We start from the raw sequence: 18,318 nt of genomic DNA, 5'->3' as shown, positions 1-18,318 counted from the left end.
TAACTTATAGGTCCTTTTTCAGTTCTCTTACGACATGTGCTAACTCCGGCAAAATCAGTTTATCCATTGCTAACTTTACTGCGCCAGTGGAACCAGGTGTTGCGAAGACTACCTTCCCTTGGGTTACTCCGGCGATGGCTCTGGATAAAATAGCTGCGGAACCAATATCCTCCTGATAACTCAGCATTCGAAAAATCTCACCAAACCCGGGCATCTCTTTATCTAATAAACCTTTAATGGTTTCAATCGTTACATCTCGATAGGCAATCCCAGTGCCACCATTACTTATAATGGCATCAACCTCTTTATCCTCTAATCCAGCTGAGAGTTCCTGCTGAATCGCATCCTGCTCATCCTTCACTATCTGGTAGCGCGTAATAATATGTCCAGCTGACTGCAACAAACGCATCATAAGCTGCCCGCTTCGATCCGTATGCTCATCTCTTGTATCACTTACCGTAAGCACCATTACCTTCACATAATCCGGAGCAGCTTCACGATGCTCTATTAAACTCATGCCCATCCCTCCCTTACATCATATTATCATGTAATAGACTTGCTCAGGTAAGGAAGTATAGGGTAATAAACTAGACCTCAACTAAAAAGGTCAACCAAAAATCTTGGTCAACCCGATATAATAAACCTGGTGTATTTGAACGTACTTTTATTTCTTATATATCTTCCAGCCAATTTTCCGTGCCTGCTCAAATCGTTCTCTAACATCGTCCCAATTCACCAAATTCCACCAGTTGTTTATATAAGCTGGACGGTCGGTCTTGTATTGTAAATAATATGCGTGCTCCCAAACATCTAATACTAATAAAGGAATTGTATCCCATTGAGTTAGAATCATATGCCGTTCAGATTGTAGAATTTCCAGCCGATGGGCTCGATTGGACCAAACTAAAATCGCCCAACCTACACCCTCCACCTTTTTGGCAGCTTCAGTAAATTCCTTTTTGAACTTTGCAAAGCTGCCAAAGTCTCTTTTAATAAAGTTCATTAATTCACCTGTTGGTTCTCCACCGCCATCAGGCTTCATATTGTACCAAAATATGGTGTGCAAATAGTGTCCTGATCCGTGAAAAGCAGCTTCTCTTTCCCAATGCTTTAAAAGGCCATAATCATCCTTATCACGAGCTTTTTTCATTTCAGTTTCTGCTTTATTCAGCCCATCGACATATGTCTGATGATGAATAGTATGATGCAATCTCATAATCTCCCGGTCTATGAAGGGCTCCAAAGCATTATAGGAGTATGGCAATGGCGGTAGGGCATGCCTTCCAGGCGGTACAAATGAATCGCCGTTTTGTGCCTTTTGAACAGATTCATCCAGCTCCTTCATCATATTCTGAAGCTCTATTAACTCATTTTGGGATGGGGTTTTATTTTTCATGCTGTTTAAATAAGCCGTGAGATGATCAACTCGGCCCATGATCATACTCCGAAATGACTCCTCTTGATCGGCCGCCCAATCAACAACCGCTGTCTTCCATTTATCTACCTCTTCCCAATACTTTTTAAAAGGATTCACACTAAATCAACCTCCCCGTCGTACTACTATATTCAAGAGAGGGTTGACTTCATTCTTGTTTTTTAAATCGAATAGGCAGTTATATATAACGTTGCTTCTAAAAAGATAAACCCAAATAAAAATGCGATTACACTATACGTAATCGCATTCATATCTTATTAATTTGATTGAACCATCTTTGTCCGATAATCGGTTTCATAGTATTCAAGTTCTTCTCTTATTTTTTGAACATCAAATTCCAGTTTAGTAATCAGGTTTTTCAAGCTTTCAGGTGCCTCTTCACGGAATTTTATACAATTGCGCCCTGTATACGCTGAACGGCTGTCCTCAAACCATAAGTCACTTTTTGGAGCAAAATATTCTTCAATACATTTGTGGTATACACGGTAAAGAACTCGCTCAGCAGCCCCTTTATTAAATGGTTCGTTTTTAAGGACAATCCTGCAAGCCTCCAAGCCTTCTTCACAATAAACCAACAGCTTGCGGATTGTTGAAAACAAGCCCTTATAATAGAGCTCATCGCCGTTTTTTTCCTCCATCAAACGTTCAATTGTCATATCATTCATGTAAATCTCGAGAGTTTGTACTGTTTGCTCCAAAAATGATGTTACATCCTCCAACTGGCTCTTCACTAATGTATTACCCAACCGGAACCCTCCCTTAAAAATTCAAACCCTTTGATCATGTAAAACTTCACTAATCCTTGTGTTCATTTACTTTCTTATAGGACAAACAAACTCTTAACCTTCCCTGGCCACAATCATTTCTTTTAAGCTCAGTTACTAAATAGTTTACCATATTCAACCTATTTTTATTGTTGATTAACGTTCAGGGAGGAATAATTTACATTATTATACGACAATTCCAACTCAAACTTCTGGATTTTTCTGCATTTTATTTAAAATTTCTTTTATCTGGGCATATGGTAAATCCTTAAAAATAGTTAAAAATATATCCTCAGAATTTATATATACCCGTTTCCTTTCATGAAAATGCGAGTTTTGCATCAAACAAAGGACGGCAATAATATCTTTCAACGTATATCCTGTCAGTAATTCCTGAACCTGGGACATCCACTCACCCTTTTGTTCTAATAAAACTTCTTCAAAATAACGAAGATATATAACCTGAAATTCTTTTATTTTTCCATTTTGCTTGTATGTCACGGTTGAACGATTGAAAAAATCCTCAGGTGAATTGGGTTTTTCCTTTTCTAACTCATATCCTATACAAGACAAGATTTTCAAGCTTTATCCTCCTTCATTCCATCTCTTGGAATTTATGAAAAAACAAATCTGCTTCCTCGTCATTAAATCCATCATCTGTGTCATCCTGCAGCGCTGGCAGCTCGTCCAAGGATTTTAAACCGAAGTAATCCAAAAACTCCTTGGTCGTTCCGTATAAATAGGGCCTTCCCGCCCCTTCCGCACGACCCGTTTCCTGAATTAAAGCCTTGGCCATCAAGGTTTGTAGAGGGCGTTCCGTTTTGACACCGCGGATGGCCTCAATCTCAATTCTGGTAATAGGCTGTTTATAGGCGACTATCGCCAAGGTTTCCAGGGAAGCCTGCGAAAGTGTATGTGCTGAAGGTGTTTCAACAAGCTTCTTCAAATAGGGGGCATGCACTTTTTTTGTCGCCAATTGGTATACACCAGCCAATTCAACCACACAGATTCCCCGGTCTTCATTTTGATACAGCTCTTTAAGATCATATAAAGCATCTTTTGCTTCTTCTTCAGTCACTTCCAATACGGATGAAATTTGCTCAAGAGATAACCCTTCATCACCCGCCGCAAAAAGTAATGCTTCCAATATTGATTTCCAATTAACGATATCCAACTGTAAAATCCTCCTGCTTCCATTCTATGAAAATATCCTCGAAGTTATTTGTTTGTTCCACCTGTATTTCATTTTGCTTCATCAATTCCAGGACAGCAAGAAAGGTGACAACTAACTGCTCTTTTTCCTCTGTATTAAAGAGTGAGGTAAATAATACCTTTTCTCTTTTTTCCTTAAGATAATCCTTTATTTCCTGAATCCGTTTATCTATCGTAATTTCCTGACGTGTAATTCGAGTTTGTAACGGTTTCCGTAATTTTTTTCGTCTCATTAATTTTTGAAAAGCGCTCAGCATATCATATAGGCTGACATCTAAATCATGTCGATCCGATTTTACATCTTCCGTATATGGCGATAAATCAATCGGAGGTTTAGTAAATAATAAGGCCCTTTCGGCTTCCATCTGTTTAAATTCATCAGCTGCCTCTTTATATTTTTTATATTCGAGCAGCTGTGTAACTAATTCTTCACGGGGATCGTCACCCATAAAGAATTCATCCTCTTCTTCATCCCATTCCTCTTCATGCTTGGGTAGGAGCATTTTACTTTTAATAGCTAAAAGTGTTGCCGCCATGACTAAATATTCACTGGCTATATCCAATTCCAGCTCCTTCATGGTATGGATGTAAGCAACATATTGTTCGGTGATTTCAGAAACAGGAATATCATAAATATCTATTTCTAATCGATTTATTAAATGCAGTAATAAATCGAGTGGACCTTCAAATGCATCTATCTTTATTTTATAACTCATCTCTTTATAGGCACTCCTACTTATTTCAACTAGTTTAAGTATAATTTAACTCAAGCTTCTTTCCAATAGAATGAACAAATTGATTTTCTAAAAGGTGGGCAAAAGCCCATACATTCCAGTATGGATTACATAGTATGACAATGTAAAGAAAAGATCCAAAGAGGAGGATTCACAAATGGGAGATGGCGCAGTTGGAGGTTACGGTAGCGGATTTGCGCTAATCGTAGTATTATTTATTCTACTCGTAATTGTTGGAGTAGCTTGGTGTTAATTAAATGATGAATCTAAGGAACTGGCTGTCGACTTTAGTTGATAGCCTGTTTCTATTTTTATCAGCCAGATCATCATGCTCTTCTCTCCACTTAAAATCCTTATTCTTTTCTTATCTGTATTAGTTCATGTATATTTATCTATAATATCGAGAATTAATGAGGTGACAATAATCAAATGAACTACCCAATAGAGTTCATCCAGTACCTAGCCGAATTTCATGGAAGCAGAGATTATTTTGAATGCCATGAAATACTTGAAGAGTACTGGAAAAAACATCTCCCGTTAGATCGAGAATCTGTATGGGTCGGATTTATCCAGCTCGCCGTCGGTATGTATCATTACCGTAGAAATAATGAATCAGGAGCTATTCGCACCTTACAAAAATCAAAGCAAATTTTAAACAAGCATACTGAAGAAGTGAATCAATTAGGCATGGACTCAGATGGTTTACTCCAATTACTGACTGACTCCATACATAGGTTGAAAAACAATGAACCATACAAAAGTCCCTTTTTGCCGATTGAAGATCCTAAACTGCTAACGGCCTGCCAAACCATATGCAAAGAATATGGATATTCGTGGAATAGCAGCAGCAATCTTACTGATTCATTATTAGTGAATAGACATTCTACCCGTGATCGTACAGATGTTATTCAGGAACGATTCAATCAACTTCAAAAGCGCAGCAAAAACAAATAGAGAAACCCTCCTGAATAAGGGTTTCTCTATTTTTATGCTCTATTATCGGCTTCACAATCCAGACATTTTGAAATAAACTCTGCTGTGATATCTCTGGAAATAATTTCGTATCCCTCATATAATTCGATCAGACAGTTTACCATTTCATGGCCAACTCCCATACCCCTATGAGAGGGATTAACGGATAAATCGGTTACCGTAACCGTCTTTCCATCCAAATCAATCCCGATCAGGCCTATAATGTCCTCATCTTGTTTCCAAAGATATAATTGCCTGTCTGATTCTGTTTCATATGATTTAACAGTATTCTGGAGCTTCTTTAAATCTTTTTCATCAGGCATAAAAGATAATAAACCCATTGCGATTTTTTCAAAGCTCTTCTTGTATCTAATTAACATGTTTGATCCCTCATTAAATGAGAATAATAGATTGGTATTTAATAATCTTTCTTATCATACTTGTTTTTACCTATGAATTCAACTGATGCAAATGCAAAGTCCTTTCTTTGCCATGCTGATTCTTTTTTAGCTAACAAACATACATTTTATCCAGAAATGGCTTTATATAAGTATTTCATACCATACAAACCCTATACCATATAGCCAAAATGGATAGAAATTACTGTAAAAGAATGCAAGAAAGAATAGACAATCTTCCAATTCCATTATAATATGACAGAGTTAACACAATTGGCAATTTGTTTGCCTAGATTACTATTACTACATAAAAAAATGAAACTTTTTATCATTTTTTTACGTCTAACTGGTACGGGAGGTTATCATAATGAAAAAACAGCTTTTAAAATTAATGTCAGTTTTGTTGGCAGTTAGTTTTCTCATCCCCAATATAGCTTTGGCTGATATGCAAAGAGGCGACATGGTCGTTACACTTGGCGAAAACCTGACTCAGGAACAAAAAAAATTATTGTTAGCTGAAATGGACGCTCCAAAGGATGTGGAGATTGTAACGGTCTCTAATTCAGAAGAGCATAAATACTTGGATGGTAAAATTGCTAGCAGGCTGATTGGAACAAAAGCAATCTCCTCTTCATCCATTACGATTGCTGCCAAAGGTTCCGGGATTACGGTCAAAACGAAAAATATCAATTGGGTAACAGAAGATATGTATAAAAACGCACTGGCGACTGCCGGTATAAAAGATGCAGAGATCTATGTTACGGCTCCTTTTGAAGTTTCCGGTACTGCTGCCTTGACGGGCTTAATTAAAGCATACGAATTGACAACGGACACCAAAATATCTGAGGAACAAAAACAAGCAGCCAATGAGGAAATGGTTGAGACAGCCAAATTAGGTGATCAAATCGGTACGGATGAAGCTACATCACTCGTTGAGACCATTAAAGAAGAGATTGCTATTAACCCGCCTCAAAATGATACTGATTTGCGCAGCATCATCGTAAAGGCAGCAGAACAGCTTGGTATCACGTTAACGGAACAACAGATCCAGAGCCTAATCGATTTGTTTAACAAGCTGCAGGATCTAGGAATTGACTGGAACAAAGTTGGAGAGCAAATAAATGCCGCTAAAGATAAAGTGACCGATTACCTACAATCAGAAGAAGGACAATCCTTCCTTGATAAATTAAAAGCAGTTTTTGTAAGTCTCATCGACGCAATTAAATCCTTATTCGCCTAATACAATGAGAGGCTGTCGAAAATGGCAGCCTCTCATTATTTATTCATATAATGGCAGGTCATTTTTTATTAGATCTTCAAGGCTCTCTCTTCTTACAACAAGACGCGATTCCCCATTTTCTACAAACACCACCGCAGGACGACGGAGCCTGTTGTAGTTATTGGACATAGAGTACCCATATGCACCTGTACAGAAGACCGCCAGCAGATCCCCATGCTGAACCTTAGGCAGCGGAAGATCCCAAATTAACATATCTCCACTTTCACAGCACTTCCCTGCTATTGCTACTTCTTCAAATATTTCATCATTCATACGATTGGCAAGAACTGCTTCATAATTTGCCTGATAAAGAGCAGGACGAATATTATCACTCATTCCCCCATCAACCGCCCAATATTTACGAGTTCCCGGTACATGCTTACTTGAGCCAATTTCATAAATGGTTGTTCCGGCATCCCCAACCAATGAGCGTCCTGGTTCAATCCAAATTTCCGGCATAGCCAGACCAGCTTCTTCAAAATCGGATTTTACTTCACTCACAATTTCTTCTACATAGCGAGAGACAGGAATAGGCTCGTCCTCTTCTGTATAACGGATTCCAAAACCACCACCTAAATTTAAAACCTTTGGTGAAAATCCATATGTTTGATTCCAGTTCGCAATTTGTTCACTAATCTTTTTGGCAGCTAAAATAAATCCGGTCGTTTCAAATATTTGCGAACCAATATGGCAGTGTATACCCAATACATCAAAATACTCAGTCCGAAGTACAGATTGCAGCGCTTGTTCCGCCTGGCCATTCCATAGATCAAATCCAAATTTAGAATCCTCTTGCCCTGTTAAAATATAATCATGAGTATGTGCTTCAATTCCAGGAGTTACCCGTAAAAGGATGGAACATACTTTACCTTTCATTTTGCACAGCTCTTCTAAAATGGCAATCTCGTGAAAATTATCAACTACGATACAGCCGACCCCCGCTTCAAGCGCCATATCTAATTCATCAACGCTTTTATTATTTCCATGTAAATGAATTCGTTCAACCGGAAATCCGGCCTGGAGAGCTGTATACAATTCACCTGCAGACACTACATCCAAAGACAATCCCTCCTCCATAGCAAGCTGAAACATCGCAATGGAAGAAAAGGCTTTGCTTGCATAGGCCACCTGAGCATCTACACCCAACCTGCCAAAAGTATCTCTGAACATTCTTGCCCGTTCTCTAATTAAAGCCACATCATATATGTATAAGGGAGTGCCATATTGCTCCGCAAGAGAAACAGTATCTACTCCCCCTATCTCTAAATGACCATGATTATTCACTTTACCTGTTCCATAAAAGTGCATGTAATTTCCCCCTTGACGTTATAACAAAAATAGACAGCTCATTAAAGCTGTCTATTTTTTGAATAGTATAACTACTTTATCACACTAATACCCTAATTCAAAATGAATTATTTTGTACGATCCACCGGATGTAAAATACGCGGTCTTAAATGTCTGCCAGGCACCGGCTTTCTAATAATAATATTCGAAAGGGCTTTGGGTGCAAATGGGATAAACGGCCATAAATAGGGCGTAGACAACGTATTTAATCTGGTTAGGAAAAAAATGAAGAGAGTATTGGCAATCATGTACCCAGGTACATGGAACAGAGCAGTCAAAATTAGAATTAGATAGCGCATATATTTATTGGCCAAGCCGAGCTCCAAGCTTGGAGTGGCAAAACTGCCAATCGACGCAATAGCTACATAAAGTAATACCTCAGGTACCATCCAACCAACATCAATCGCTATTTGACCAATTAGGACAGCAGCAATAAGTCCCATGGCCGATGATAAAGGAGCAGGTGTATGTATCGACGCAATTCTGAGCAGTTCAATTCCAACCTCCGCTACAGCAATCTGTAATAGAATATGAACATGTGCATCATCCTGCGGCCCAATAAACTTCATAGTTTCTGGTAGCAAATGGGGTTCCAATACAAATAATAACCATAATGGCAATATAAAAAGAGAAGCAAAAATACCGAGAAAACGGAACCATCTAAGAATGGTACCCACTGAAGCTGCCTGTCTGTATTCCTCTGCATGCTGGACATGATGGAAAAAGGTCGTCGGTGTAATCATGATGCTTGGTGAAGTATCTACATAAATAAGGACATGCCCTTCTAGTAAATGGTTGGCTCCTACATCTGCCCGCTCGGTATAGCGAACCATTGGATAAGGATTATACCCCTGATTGACTAAATATTCCTCAACCGTTTTTTCGGCCATTGTCAAACCATCAATCTCGATTGATTTCAGTTCATCCCGAATGATATTAACGAGCTTTGGATTAGCAACCCCATCAATATATCCAATTGCAATATCTGTTTTGGAGCGTTCCCCAACACGCATAATTTCGAATCGCAAACGTTCATCGCGAATTCTCCTGCGTGTTAAGGCAGTGTTAATAATAATATTTTCAACATAACCGTCCCTTGCTCCTCTAGTGATTCTCTCTGTATCCGGTTCCTGAGGCTGTCTCCCCGGATAACTTCTTACATCAACGATCAGAGCTTTTCCGCTGCCTGCTACAATAATGGAAATCAAACCTGACAATACCTGATCCACCATTTCATCCATTGTTTGAACAACTACAACGGATTGCTGGACCAAACGGTTTTTAATCAGGTCATAAATAGGGACATCCAAGGCATTGTCTTCTTGTTCATTAATATCAGTCAATGTCTCCAAAATCTCTATAATAAAACTGGTATCACATAAACCATTTACATAATACATTTGCATCATTGTATCGCGGATCAGGATTTCTCTTACTCCTAAATCAAAACTTACTCCAAGACCTACATTTTTCTCCATGTATTTCTTTACGGCCTGTAAGTCACTCGATATTGGTGTTTTCTCCTTTTGATTGGCCTGCATGGTATCCACTCCTTTCGAGAATCAGTTTTACAGCACTAAGTGTTATAGGACTTCCTTTCGTAATGTCATCATATTTAGACATTTTGCCTATATCACCAATACCGACTACAATAGGTGCATGAATAGAATCGATACTATAGACTGTATCTCCATTAATTCGTTTAACATCCATTTCTGGTATTCCAAATTTATCAACGCCAAATCCGGTAAGATTCCCTTCGCGATCAATACAAACATCTACTTTTGTCCATTCTTCCTGTTTCGTTTTTGAAGCAACGGCAAGAATTCCTAGAAGATTGATATCAGGGTGTTCCGCAACATATTTCATTAACTGCTCACCAGTCCCTTCTCCGACCAGACCGCTGTCATCAAACATAACCAAAACCGGGTCATGGGCTGCAGATTTAATGAGTTTAATCAGTTCAGCACCATCCACTTTTGTTGGATTTCCATAGGAGGAGGAAATGCAGCGGCCACCGATTTCTTTTGCTACATGTTCGATTGTTCTTTTCGCATATTCATCTCCATCTGTGATAATGATGATATTTCGCTTCCCTTTCAACTCTTCACCGCCCTAAGACATTTATTGATTATAAATAATCCACTGAAATAGTGAGCCCAATATTTTGCCGAGAACAAGCGCCATCAGGATATATAAAATCCGATCCTGCATACCGATTCTTTTTGCCAAGATTGGAAAGACATTTAAAACCTCTGTCAAAGCTGCTGCCAGCATCCCGTTAAAAACACCGCTAAATATGCCCATGAGTGATAGGAGGATGGGTGTTAACCCCAATGAAAAGTCCCATAAGCTGGATATGGTCCCACCTATCGCTCCAAGTATAACCGCACTTTCAAAATAATGAACAGACTGAACCTTCGTAAGCTGTGTAAGCCTTGGGATAATATTAAGGACAGTCAAAAACGCCACATAACCGGCTCCGACCGATACCCCACCTGAGAATCCAACTATCAGCACATAAATAAACTCAATCATCTTTTACAGAAGTAATCGAATGTTTGTTTTCATTCATGATGATATATTGATCTAAATCCTGCTGATAGTTAAACATCTCTACTTCCATTGGACTTGGTTCATCATTCAATCTTTTCGTGAAAATATGATTAAAGAACAAAATCATCCCAATTCCGAGTCCAAATGAATAGGGTATTTGAAATACAAGTGGATTTGCAGAATGCTTACCGGTAATCATATAATAGAGGCGCTCATGGAGTTCCCTCATGCTGACATCCTCATGGAAATTCATAATCGCAAAGCCAGCTCCTATAAATAGAACAATCCACACAAGAATAAACAAAAGGTTCGATACTTTTTTCGTTTTACGTTCTACCTCTACAATGGTTTGTGATGGACCATAGGTATCCATTTTCATTTCGGGAAAATGCTGAAAAATCGCTTGGAGAACAACCGTCACATCCAGAATAAAAACATTTTTATTCTTTGAAAATTCACCCAGAATTAAACTTCCTACCTTTTCTTTTACTTCGTCTGTCCCAATTATATTGGCAATATCCAAAAGTCTTATCGGATGATTCGGCAAAACTCTCGCCCGATATTTCAAACGGATATAAACACATTCCTCCATGAATATTTTCATCCCCATTTCCTAAATTCACATGTGTTTATAGTATGGTTAGAAAATTTAGGAACCATACCAAAAATCACAAATTAGTTTCAGAGAGAAGCAACCACTAACAAAAAAAAACCGTACGAACCAGCACTCTAGTCCATACGGTCTTTCATTTGATTTAAAATCTTCTTTTCCAATCTAGATACCTGTACCTGGGAGATTCCTAGCCTCTCTGCAACCTCCGTCTGCGTTTGATCCTTATAATAACGTAAATAAACTATTAGTTTCTCTCGCTCATCCAATAAGGCGATCGCCTCTTTTAAAGCAATTTTTTCAAACCACTTTGACTCTGAACTATCTGCAATTTGGTCCAGCAAGGTAATTGGATCACCGTCATTCTCATAAACCGTCTCATGAATTGAAGAAGGAGATCGGCTGGCCTCCTGTGCCATAATGATTTCCTCAGGTGATAAATCCAAATACTCACTGATTTCTGTAATGGTTGGCGTCCGTCCGAATTGCTTAGATAATTCATCCTTCGCTCTTCTGATTTTGTTGGACATTTCCTTCAATGAACGGCTAACTTTTACCGTGCCGTCATCACGAATAAAACGCTGAATCTCCCCAATAATCATGGGAACTGCATAGGTTGAAAATTTTACATTATAGGATAAATCAAATTTATCTACAGATTTCAATAAACCAATACACCCTATCTGAAATAAATCATCAGGTTCATATCCTCTGTTAAGAAATCTTTGTACAACTGACCATACAAGCCTCATGTTTTTCTGGATGATTTCGTCTCTAGCTAATTGGTCACCTTGCTGGCTTTGAAGTATAAGTGTTTTTACCTCTTCGTCCTTAAGCTGGGCGGTCTTTTTACCCTTTTTGACTTCCACATCCATTGTATTAGTCTCCTTAATTACATAAAGCTTTGCTTTTGGAAAGATTTTTCATAAGCCTTACCTCTGTTCCTTCACCTCTGGATGAATCGATATAAATCTCATCCATAAAGTTCTCCATTATGGTAAAGCCCATACCGGACCTTTCCAATTCTGGCTTTGTTGTATACAAAGGCTGCCTTGCTTCATCAATATCTCTGATTCCAATGCCATTATCCCGGATCGTCAGCTCCACTCTTTCTTCCTCAAGATCCAATATCGCAGTGATATAGATTTTACCCTTGGCGTCTCCCTCATAGCCATGGATAATTGCGTTAGTGACTGCCTCCGATACAACCGTTTTAATTTCGGTTAACTCATCAAGTGTTGGATCCAATTGCGCGATAAAAGCTGCCACCGTAATCCGGGCAAATGATTCGTTTTGACTCAATGCAGAAAATTCTATAGCCATTTCGTTTTTCATGTTACGCTACCCCCAATCCCTGTATAGCTGCTTCCTCCGAAGGTTCAAGACGAAGAATTTTAAACATTCCGGACATCTCAAATAACCTATGGACAGATGGTGAGATGGCACAAACAATCATTTCCCCTTCAAATTGCTGAATTTGTTTATATCTGCCCAATATCACTCCAAGACCGGAGCTATCCATGAAACTCAACTCGCCCAAATTTAGAATGATATGGCGAATGCCACCAGTTTCTATTAATTGAGATGCCTTGTTCTTTAAATCCTCCGCTGTATGATGATCCAATTCTCCCTTCAGGCGAATACATAATATATCCTCAATAGTCTTCATATCAATTTCTAGACTCACAGTACCTTTGCCCCCTTCAAAGAAAGTATAGTGGTGATTTTCGCCAAGCTCCACTTCAATTCCTTCTTAAAGACAAAACTAGTGATATTCTCTTTCTATTCGTTTAATTTCGCATACCAACGGTTATTCGTCGCCGGTATGGGTAAACATGCCGAATGAACGTTTATATAAATCATACCAGCTTGCTCGTTTTACATCTTTTGATGCAATAAGAGGGGTTTCTGAAATGACTTTGTCGTCTCTCATCATTTTTAAGACACCAAGCTGATCTCCTTTTTTGATTGGGGCCTGCACGTCTTTTTTCAATATGATATTCGGACGGATATTCACCTTGTCTTCCCCTTTTTTATTTAAAAGAGAAACTGAATCGCCTGTGACCAAACTCACTTTTTTCTGTTGACCTTTTTCTATTTTCAAAAGAGCCAGAGGCTGTTCTTTCTTATAAACCGGACGTGATTGATAATTAGCAAAGGCATAATCCAGCATTTGCGTAATTTGAGAATTTCGTTCTTTTGGATTCTCAGCCCCAAATACAACTGCAATGACTCGTAAATTATCTTTTTTAGCTGTTGCGGTTAAGCAATATCCCGCTTGATGTGTAAAACCAGTTTTTAATCCGTCCACACCAGGGTAAAATTTCACCAGTTTGTTCGTATTCACAAGCCAGAATTTTTTATCCGAATCCTCACGTAAATAAGATTCATATAAACTTGTAAAATTCGTAATTTCCTCATGCTTTAGTAACTCTTTTGCTATGGTCGCCATATCAAAGGCTGAACTGTAATGATCAGTTGTCGGTAGTCCCGTGCAATTTTGAAATTTAGTGTTTTTCAACCCTAATTCCTGCACTTTGGCATTCATTCTTTTCACGAATTCCTCTTCGCTTCCAGCAATTTTTTCAGCCATGGCAACGGAGGCATCATTCCCTGAACCAATTGCAATTCCTCTGAGCATTTGCTCAACCGTCATTTCCTCACCTGGCTCCAGGAAGATTTGCGAACCACCCATTGAGGCAGCATATTCACTTGTTCGAACTTTATCTTCCATCGTTATACGCTTTTGATCTAATGCCTCCATGATTAACAGCATGGTCATAATCTTCGTCATGCTGGCGGGAGACAGCCGCTCATCTTTATTTTTATCATATATGACAGAACCCGTATCCTTTTCTATCAGTATTGCTGACTTCGTTTTAGGTGCTAAATCTAATTCCGCCGTTTTTGTTTTTTCGGCTGCAAATGATGGTACAGACATACTTAAAGTGAACACTACTACTAATAAAGCTGAAACATACCGTTTCATGGACAGACCTCCTACTCATGATAAATTCCAGTTTTACCAACAACACTACTTTTATACAGTCCAGAATCTTATCTCAGATAAAATTATATTTCCTGATTAGGACCCGACTAATTTGAATGAAAATTTTAAATACGCAGTCTTAATTTCAAAGGGAATTCTAGCTATTTCTGTGTTAGTAGAGACCATATTAACTAACATTAGATGTTCTGAAATTAAATTATCGAGGAAAACTCGAGAGGAGAGAAATTTAAGCCTGTAAATCATAAAAAAATCCATATTTTTAAAGGAAATTGGTTAAAGTGAAGACTTTTCAGTCTGCTTTTTATAATCAGTATTTAAATTTCATCTATATAACAGGCAACCTATAAACAATTGAGCGATATTTTATAGTAATAGTGCGATTTTGAGAGGAATTGAGCAATATTTTAATTTATTGAGCGAACCATAAGGAGATTAGCGAAAAATGAGGTTAATTGAGCGGGAATTCCGGTGATTGAGCGATTTATATCGTGATTGCGCGATCATATAAGGCATTGAGCGATTTGCATAGTGATTGAGCGATTATGTAAGCCTTTGTGCGATGTGCATGTTGATTGTGCGATCATGTAAGCATTTGAACGATTTACACAGTGATTGAACCAAATTTGGACAACAGAGCAATTTATATCAGGCCAAAGTGAATTCATTTATTCTTTTACCCTAATATGTCACTACTCACGGCATCTTACTCCTATTATTAACCATAAAAAAATAGAGGCCATCTAATAAAAACTACTAGACAGCCTCCTGTTAAAACTTATTAAGCTTCAATTTTCATTTCTGATACGATTGATTTTACTAAGTTCAAGAACGTAGATTTTACTTTTTCAGTCGTTTCAATTACCTCGTCATGCGCCAAAGGCTGATCCAGGATTCCAGCAGCCATGTTTGTAATGCATGAAATACCGAGTACTTTCATGCCTCCATGAGCAGCAACGATAACTTCAGGAACTGTTGACATTCCAACTGCATCCCCGCCTAAAATACGTGCCATTCTCACTTCTGCAGGTGTTTCGTAAGTAGGACCTGTAAATCCAATGTAGACACCTTTTTGAATCGCAATATTTTGTTTAGAAGCAACTTGTTCTGCCAATTCCACTAATGATTTTGTGTAAGCACTTGTCATATCAGGGAATCTTGGTCCAAACTCACTGTGATTTGGTCCAATTAATGGGTGTGCGCCCATGTAATTAATATGATCTGTGATAATCATCAAATCACCAGGCTTGAAGCTTTCATTTACTCCGCCTGCTGCATTTGTTACAAGGATATGTGTCATTCCCATTGCCTTCATAACACGTACTGGGAATGTAACTTCTTGCATGGAATATCCTTCATAATAGTGGAAACGCCCCTGCATAGCCGCTACTGTTTTGCCTGCCAGCGTACCAACAACAAGTTGGCCAGCATGTCCTTCAACAGTAGAAACTGGGAAATGAGGTATTTCGCTGTATGGGATTACAGTGGCATTTTCGATTTCATCAGCCAATACTCCCAACCCTGAACCAAGAATCAATCCTAGTTCAGGCTTTTGACCGGATACCTCTAAAATATGAGCTGCTGCTTCATTTACTTTTTCAAACATTCTGTTCTCTCCTTTTAATTTAGTTCCTTAAGGAAGCTTACTCCATGCTCAGGCATTTTCACACCGAAGTTATCAGCAACGGTTGCACCAATGTCCGCAAATGTACTGCGGATCGGCAGTTCTTTACCTTCTTTAAATTGTTTGGAGTATACAAGTAAAGGAACGTATTCTCTCGTATGATCTGTTCCAGGATGAACCGGATCATTACCATGGTCTGCCGTAATAATCAGCAGATCGTCTTCCTTCATTTTATCCAGTACTTCCTGCAATCTTCCATCGTACTCTTCTAATGCTTTACCGTATCCAATAGGATCGCGTCTGTGGCCAAATACGGCATCAAAATCAACAAGGTTCAGGAAGCTTAGGCCAGTAAAGTCCATATCCAATGTTTGGACCTGCTTATCCATTCCATCCATATTACTTGTTGTGCGAAGCGCTTTTGTTACGCCCTCGCCATCGTAGATATCAGCAATTTTACCAATAGAGATTACGTCAAAATTGCTATCCTTCAGCTCATTCATAACCGTGCGTCCAAATGGTTTTAACGCATAGTCATGGCGATTTGGCGTACGTTTGAAATCACCAGGCTCTCCAATAAATGGGCGAGCAATGATTCTGCCTACCATATATTCTTCACGTAGAGTCATTTCTCTGGCAATTTCACAAATGCGATAGAGTTCTTCAAGAGGTACTACATCTTCATGAGCTGCAATTTGCAGAACGGAGTCAGCAGAAGTGTACACGATTAACGCTCCGGTTTTTACGTGTTCTTCTCCCAATTCTACCAGGATTTCTGTACCGCTCGCCGGTTTATTCCCAATAATTTTTCTGCCGCTCTTTTCTTCCAGCTCCTGAATTAATTCCGGTGGAAATCCATCCGGAAATACACGGAATGGTGTATCAATACGAAGCCCCATAATTTCCCAGTGACCAGTCATCGTATCTTTCCCATTGGAAGCCTCTTGCATTTTTGTATAATAAGCCATTGGCTTTTCTGCCTTTTGAATTCCTTTAATTTCTCTGATGTTTGATAGGCCCAATTTACCCATGACAGGCATGTTCAACCCATTCATTTTTTCAGCTATATGTCCAAGTGTATCTGAACCTTTATCGCCAAATTTCTCTGCATCTGGCGCTTCGCCAATCCCAACAGAATCCATTACAGTTAAAAATACTCGCTTAAATTTCATACATGAAACCTCCAGCTTCTTTTATATGTAGGTTACCCTTTCTCAGCGCCTGTAATCTTCCATAAATTTCAGCAGAATTTACGGGTCAAAAGTTGCAGGCGTCAGAGGTCTGACTTCTTTATTTTACATCACCGGGGAAACGTTGCCAATTTAAGTTTACCAAATTTTAATAGTTTTATTTTTCGGTATTCACGCAATATTCAAAAAGTCAATTAGACCTACTGCTTATTTCTCTTTAAAAACGTGCCCAAAAATAAAAAACGGCATCCCTTATTGGATGCCGCCGTAACAAACCCAAACAATGAGAATCCCCTTTTAAGCTCGAGGATGGAACTTACTGTATACATCCTTTAAACGGACATTCGTGACATGTGTATAGATTTGTGTTGTCGAGATATCAGCATGTCCGAGCATCTCCTGAACAGCCCGCAAATCCGCACCATTCATAAGTAAATGGGTGGCAAATGAGTGACGAAGGGTATGCGGTGTCAATGACTTTTGAATATTCGCCTGCTCGGCAAGCTTCTTAATGATTTTCCATAACCCTTGGCGGCTGAGACGTCCGCCGTGATGGTTCAAAAATAAAGCATCCGATTTATTCTTTTGGCTAACCAATCTGGGTCTACCTGATGTTAAATAGGTGGTAATTGAATCAAGGGCCATTTGCCCCACCGGGATAATTCGCTCTTTACTTCCCTTCCCTATACAGCGAACAAATCCCATTTCTATATGTACATTATCAATATTTAACTCTATTAATTCACTAACACGCATACCAGTTGCATAGAGCAGCTCTAGTATAGCCCTATCCCGTATACCGAAAGCGTCAGCTGGGTTAGGTGCATTCAGCAATGCCTCCGTTTCCTCCTGGCTCAAAACCTTTGGCAATGATTTCTCAGTATGAGGGCTTTCAATCAGGACAGACGGATCCGTCTCCGAAATACGTTCCCTTAATAAAAATTGATGGAAGGATCGAATCGATGCTGTATGGCGTGCCAGCGTTTTGGATGATTTCCCATCATCCCTTAATTTACCAAGGAACTGGACAATATGAACACGGGAAACATCCTTCCAGTTCTCGATTTGTTGAGCTTTCAAAAACTTATAATAGGAATCCAAATCTCGTTTATACGATAATAGGGTGTTTTTAGCCAACCCTTTTTCAATTGATAAATAATGGATAAAATCCTGTAATGGATCTTTCATTT

Annotated in this window: 22 protein-coding genes; 3 read left to right on the top strand and 19 right to left on the bottom strand. The window is 38.9% G+C overall.

Going from position 1 to position 18,318, the window contains the following annotated elements:
* Nucleotides 1–4 precede the first annotated feature (4 nt).
* The 6 genes from AC4D4A_RS00195 to AC4D4A_RS00170 all read right to left on the bottom strand — a co-directional run bounded on the left by AC4D4A_RS00195 (nucleotide 5) and on the right by AC4D4A_RS00170 (nucleotide 4,127).
* Entirely contained in the window at nucleotides 5–517 is a 513-nt protein-coding gene (locus tag AC4D4A_RS00195) for a MogA/MoaB family molybdenum cofactor biosynthesis protein (RefSeq protein WP_490994026.1), read from the bottom strand.
* Between the two features lie 147 nt (nucleotides 518–664).
* A complete protein-coding gene (locus AC4D4A_RS00190; RefSeq protein ID WP_490994025.1) occupies nucleotides 665–1,534 on the bottom strand; it encodes a superoxide dismutase in 870 nt (289 codons plus the stop codon).
* 158 nt (nucleotides 1,535–1,692) lie between these two features.
* Nucleotides 1,693–2,181: a DUF3907 family protein gene (locus tag AC4D4A_RS00185; RefSeq protein ID WP_490994024.1), complete on the bottom strand. Its 489-nt coding sequence runs from the start codon at nucleotides 2,179–2,181 to the stop codon at nucleotides 1,693–1,695.
* Nucleotides 2,182–2,403: 222 nt separating this feature from the next.
* On the bottom strand, nucleotides 2,404–2,781 hold the full coding sequence (locus AC4D4A_RS00180; RefSeq protein WP_490994023.1) for a hypothetical protein: 378 nt from the start codon (nucleotides 2,779–2,781) through the stop codon (nucleotides 2,404–2,406).
* 13 nt (nucleotides 2,782–2,794) lie between these two features.
* The gene (scpB, locus tag AC4D4A_RS00175; RefSeq protein ID WP_490994022.1) at nucleotides 2,795–3,373 is read right to left on the bottom strand and encodes an SMC-Scp complex subunit ScpB; all 579 of its coding nucleotides are present in this window, start codon (nucleotides 3,371–3,373) and stop codon (nucleotides 2,795–2,797) included.
* Nucleotides 3,360–4,127, bottom strand: a complete 768-nt coding sequence (locus AC4D4A_RS00170; RefSeq protein ID WP_490994021.1) for a segregation/condensation protein A — start codon at nucleotides 4,125–4,127, stop codon at nucleotides 3,360–3,362. Before AC4D4A_RS00170 ends, scpB begins: the two co-directional genes overlap by 14 nt.
* Nucleotides 4,128–4,302: 175 nt before the next feature.
* Here AC4D4A_RS00170 and AC4D4A_RS00165 point away from each other — a divergent pair, with 175 nt between their 5' ends.
* Together AC4D4A_RS00165 and AC4D4A_RS00160 are read left to right on the top strand one after the other, a co-directional pair.
* On the top strand, nucleotides 4,303–4,398 hold the full coding sequence (locus AC4D4A_RS00165; protein ID WP_066107625.1) for a YjcZ family sporulation protein: 96 nt from the start codon (nucleotides 4,303–4,305) through the stop codon (nucleotides 4,396–4,398).
* A gap of 176 nt (nucleotides 4,399–4,574) precedes the next feature.
* Nucleotides 4,575–5,099, top strand: a complete 525-nt coding sequence (locus AC4D4A_RS00160; RefSeq protein ID WP_490994020.1) for a DUF309 domain-containing protein — start codon at nucleotides 4,575–4,577, stop codon at nucleotides 5,097–5,099.
* Between the two features lie 32 nt (nucleotides 5,100–5,131).
* On the opposite strand, the gene AC4D4A_RS00155 is transcribed toward AC4D4A_RS00160, so the two are convergent.
* Nucleotides 5,132–5,497 carry a GNAT family N-acetyltransferase gene (locus AC4D4A_RS00155; RefSeq protein ID WP_490994019.1) on the bottom strand — a complete coding sequence of 122 codons (366 nt, stop codon included), beginning with the start codon at nucleotides 5,495–5,497 and terminating at the stop codon, nucleotides 5,132–5,134.
* 385 nt (nucleotides 5,498–5,882) lie between these two features.
* Between AC4D4A_RS00155 and AC4D4A_RS00150 the strand changes: the two genes are divergently transcribed.
* Nucleotides 5,883–6,755 carry a DUF1002 domain-containing protein gene (locus tag AC4D4A_RS00150; RefSeq protein WP_490994018.1) on the top strand — a complete coding sequence of 291 codons (873 nt, stop codon included), beginning with the start codon at nucleotides 5,883–5,885 and terminating at the stop codon, nucleotides 6,753–6,755.
* 39 nt (nucleotides 6,756–6,794) lie between these two features.
* Here AC4D4A_RS00150 and lysA read toward each other — a convergent pair whose 3' ends face one another.
* From lysA to xerD, 12 genes are all read right to left on the bottom strand, one after another.
* Entirely contained in the window at nucleotides 6,795–8,102 is a 1,308-nt protein-coding gene (gene lysA, locus AC4D4A_RS00145) for a diaminopimelate decarboxylase (RefSeq protein ID WP_490994017.1), read from the bottom strand.
* Between the two features lie 107 nt (nucleotides 8,103–8,209).
* Nucleotides 8,210–9,682, bottom strand: coding sequence for a spore germination protein (locus AC4D4A_RS00140; protein WP_490994016.1), 1,473 nt, complete (start codon nucleotides 9,680–9,682; stop codon nucleotides 8,210–8,212).
* On the bottom strand, nucleotides 9,642–10,244 hold the full coding sequence (gene spoVAEA, locus AC4D4A_RS00135) for a stage V sporulation protein SpoVABEA (protein ID WP_490994015.1): 603 nt from the start codon (nucleotides 10,242–10,244) through the stop codon (nucleotides 9,642–9,644). Before spoVAEA ends, AC4D4A_RS00140 begins: the two co-directional genes overlap by 41 nt.
* Nucleotides 10,245–10,265: 21 nt before the next feature.
* A complete protein-coding gene (locus tag AC4D4A_RS00130; RefSeq protein ID WP_490994014.1) occupies nucleotides 10,266–10,679 on the bottom strand; it encodes a stage V sporulation protein AB in 414 nt (137 codons plus the stop codon).
* On the bottom strand, nucleotides 10,672–11,289 hold the full coding sequence (locus tag AC4D4A_RS00125) for a stage V sporulation protein AA (protein ID WP_490994013.1): 618 nt from the start codon (nucleotides 11,287–11,289) through the stop codon (nucleotides 10,672–10,674). The genes AC4D4A_RS00130 and AC4D4A_RS00125 overlap by 8 nt, the downstream gene beginning before the upstream one ends.
* Before the next feature lie 137 nt (nucleotides 11,290–11,426).
* On the bottom strand, nucleotides 11,427–12,182 hold the full coding sequence (gene sigF / locus AC4D4A_RS00120) for an RNA polymerase sporulation sigma factor SigF (RefSeq protein ID WP_490994012.1): 756 nt from the start codon (nucleotides 12,180–12,182) through the stop codon (nucleotides 11,427–11,429).
* A 13-nt stretch (nucleotides 12,183–12,195) separates the two neighbouring features.
* Complete coding sequence (spoIIAB, locus tag AC4D4A_RS00115) at nucleotides 12,196–12,642, bottom strand: anti-sigma F factor (RefSeq protein WP_066107650.1); 447 nt, start codon at nucleotides 12,640–12,642, stop codon at nucleotides 12,196–12,198.
* A gap of 1 nt (nucleotide 12,643) precedes the next feature.
* Nucleotides 12,644–12,994: an anti-sigma F factor antagonist gene (gene spoIIAA, locus AC4D4A_RS00110; protein WP_490994011.1), complete on the bottom strand. Its 351-nt coding sequence runs from the start codon at nucleotides 12,992–12,994 to the stop codon at nucleotides 12,644–12,646.
* Between the two features lie 123 nt (nucleotides 12,995–13,117).
* Nucleotides 13,118–14,296 carry a D-alanyl-D-alanine carboxypeptidase family protein gene (locus tag AC4D4A_RS00105; RefSeq protein ID WP_490994010.1) on the bottom strand — a complete coding sequence of 393 codons (1,179 nt, stop codon included), beginning with the start codon at nucleotides 14,294–14,296 and terminating at the stop codon, nucleotides 13,118–13,120.
* A gap of 799 nt (nucleotides 14,297–15,095) precedes the next feature.
* A complete protein-coding gene (locus tag AC4D4A_RS00100) occupies nucleotides 15,096–15,920 on the bottom strand; it encodes a purine-nucleoside phosphorylase (protein WP_139891702.1) in 825 nt (274 codons plus the stop codon).
* A 14-nt stretch (nucleotides 15,921–15,934) separates the two neighbouring features.
* Nucleotides 15,935–17,110, bottom strand: a complete 1,176-nt coding sequence (gene deoB, locus AC4D4A_RS00095) for a phosphopentomutase (protein WP_490994009.1) — start codon at nucleotides 17,108–17,110, stop codon at nucleotides 15,935–15,937.
* Nucleotides 17,111–17,425: 315 nt separating this feature from the next.
* Nucleotides 17,426–18,316: a site-specific tyrosine recombinase XerD gene (gene xerD, locus AC4D4A_RS00090; RefSeq protein WP_490994008.1), complete on the bottom strand. Its 891-nt coding sequence runs from the start codon at nucleotides 18,314–18,316 to the stop codon at nucleotides 17,426–17,428.
* Between the last annotated feature and the right edge of the window lie 2 nt (nucleotides 18,317–18,318).

The sequence above is a fragment of the Pradoshia sp. Z5_111 genome, from assembly GCF_058267535.1.
Note: the sequence above shows the minus strand (reverse complement) of the source record. Positions and strands in the feature narration are given on the sequence as shown.

What these genes read in the sequence shown, in the direction of transcription:
- AC4D4A_RS00155 (WP_490994019.1), bottom strand. Translation starts at nt 5,497, where the DNA reads ATGTTAATTAGATACAAGAAGAGCTTTGAAAAAATCGCAATGGGTTTA.
- AC4D4A_RS00150 (WP_490994018.1), top strand. Translation starts at nt 5,883, where the DNA reads ATGAAAAAACAGCTTTTAAAATTAATGTCAGTTTTGTTGGCAGTTAGT.
- AC4D4A_RS00160 (WP_490994020.1), top strand. Translation starts at nt 4,575, where the DNA reads ATGAACTACCCAATAGAGTTCATCCAGTACCTAGCCGAATTTCATGGA.
- spoIIAB (WP_066107650.1), bottom strand. Translation starts at nt 12,642, where the DNA reads ATGAAAAACGAAATGGCTATAGAATTTTCTGCATTGAGTCAAAACGAA.
- xerD (WP_490994008.1), bottom strand. Translation starts at nt 18,316, where the DNA reads ATGAAAGATCCATTACAGGATTTTATCCATTATTTATCAATTGAAAAA.
- AC4D4A_RS00100 (WP_139891702.1), bottom strand. Translation starts at nt 15,920, where the DNA reads ATGTTTGAAAAAGTAAATGAAGCAGCAGCTCATATTTTAGAGGTATCC.
- AC4D4A_RS00105 (WP_490994010.1), bottom strand. Translation starts at nt 14,296, where the DNA reads ATGAAACGGTATGTTTCAGCTTTATTAGTAGTAGTGTTCACTTTAAGT.
- AC4D4A_RS00170 (WP_490994021.1), bottom strand. Translation starts at nt 4,127, where the DNA reads ATGAGTTATAAAATAAAGATAGATGCATTTGAAGGTCCACTCGATTTA.
- sigF (WP_490994012.1), bottom strand. Translation starts at nt 12,182, where the DNA reads ATGGATGTGGAAGTCAAAAAGGGTAAAAAGACCGCCCAGCTTAAGGAC.
- deoB (WP_490994009.1), bottom strand. Translation starts at nt 17,110, where the DNA reads ATGAAATTTAAGCGAGTATTTTTAACTGTAATGGATTCTGTTGGGATT.
- AC4D4A_RS00125 (WP_490994013.1), bottom strand. Translation starts at nt 11,289, where the DNA reads ATGGAGGAATGTGTTTATATCCGTTTGAAATATCGGGCGAGAGTTTTG.
- AC4D4A_RS00130 (WP_490994014.1), bottom strand. Translation starts at nt 10,679, where the DNA reads ATGATTGAGTTTATTTATGTGCTGATAGTTGGATTCTCAGGTGGGGTA.
- AC4D4A_RS00165 (WP_066107625.1), top strand. Translation starts at nt 4,303, where the DNA reads ATGGGAGATGGCGCAGTTGGAGGTTACGGTAGCGGATTTGCGCTAATC.
- lysA (WP_490994017.1), bottom strand. Translation starts at nt 8,102, where the DNA reads ATGCACTTTTATGGAACAGGTAAAGTGAATAATCATGGTCATTTAGAG.
- AC4D4A_RS00140 (WP_490994016.1), bottom strand. Translation starts at nt 9,682, where the DNA reads ATGCAGGCCAATCAAAAGGAGAAAACACCAATATCGAGTGACTTACAG.
- AC4D4A_RS00195 (WP_490994026.1), bottom strand. Translation starts at nt 517, where the DNA reads ATGAGTTTAATAGAGCATCGTGAAGCTGCTCCGGATTATGTGAAGGTA.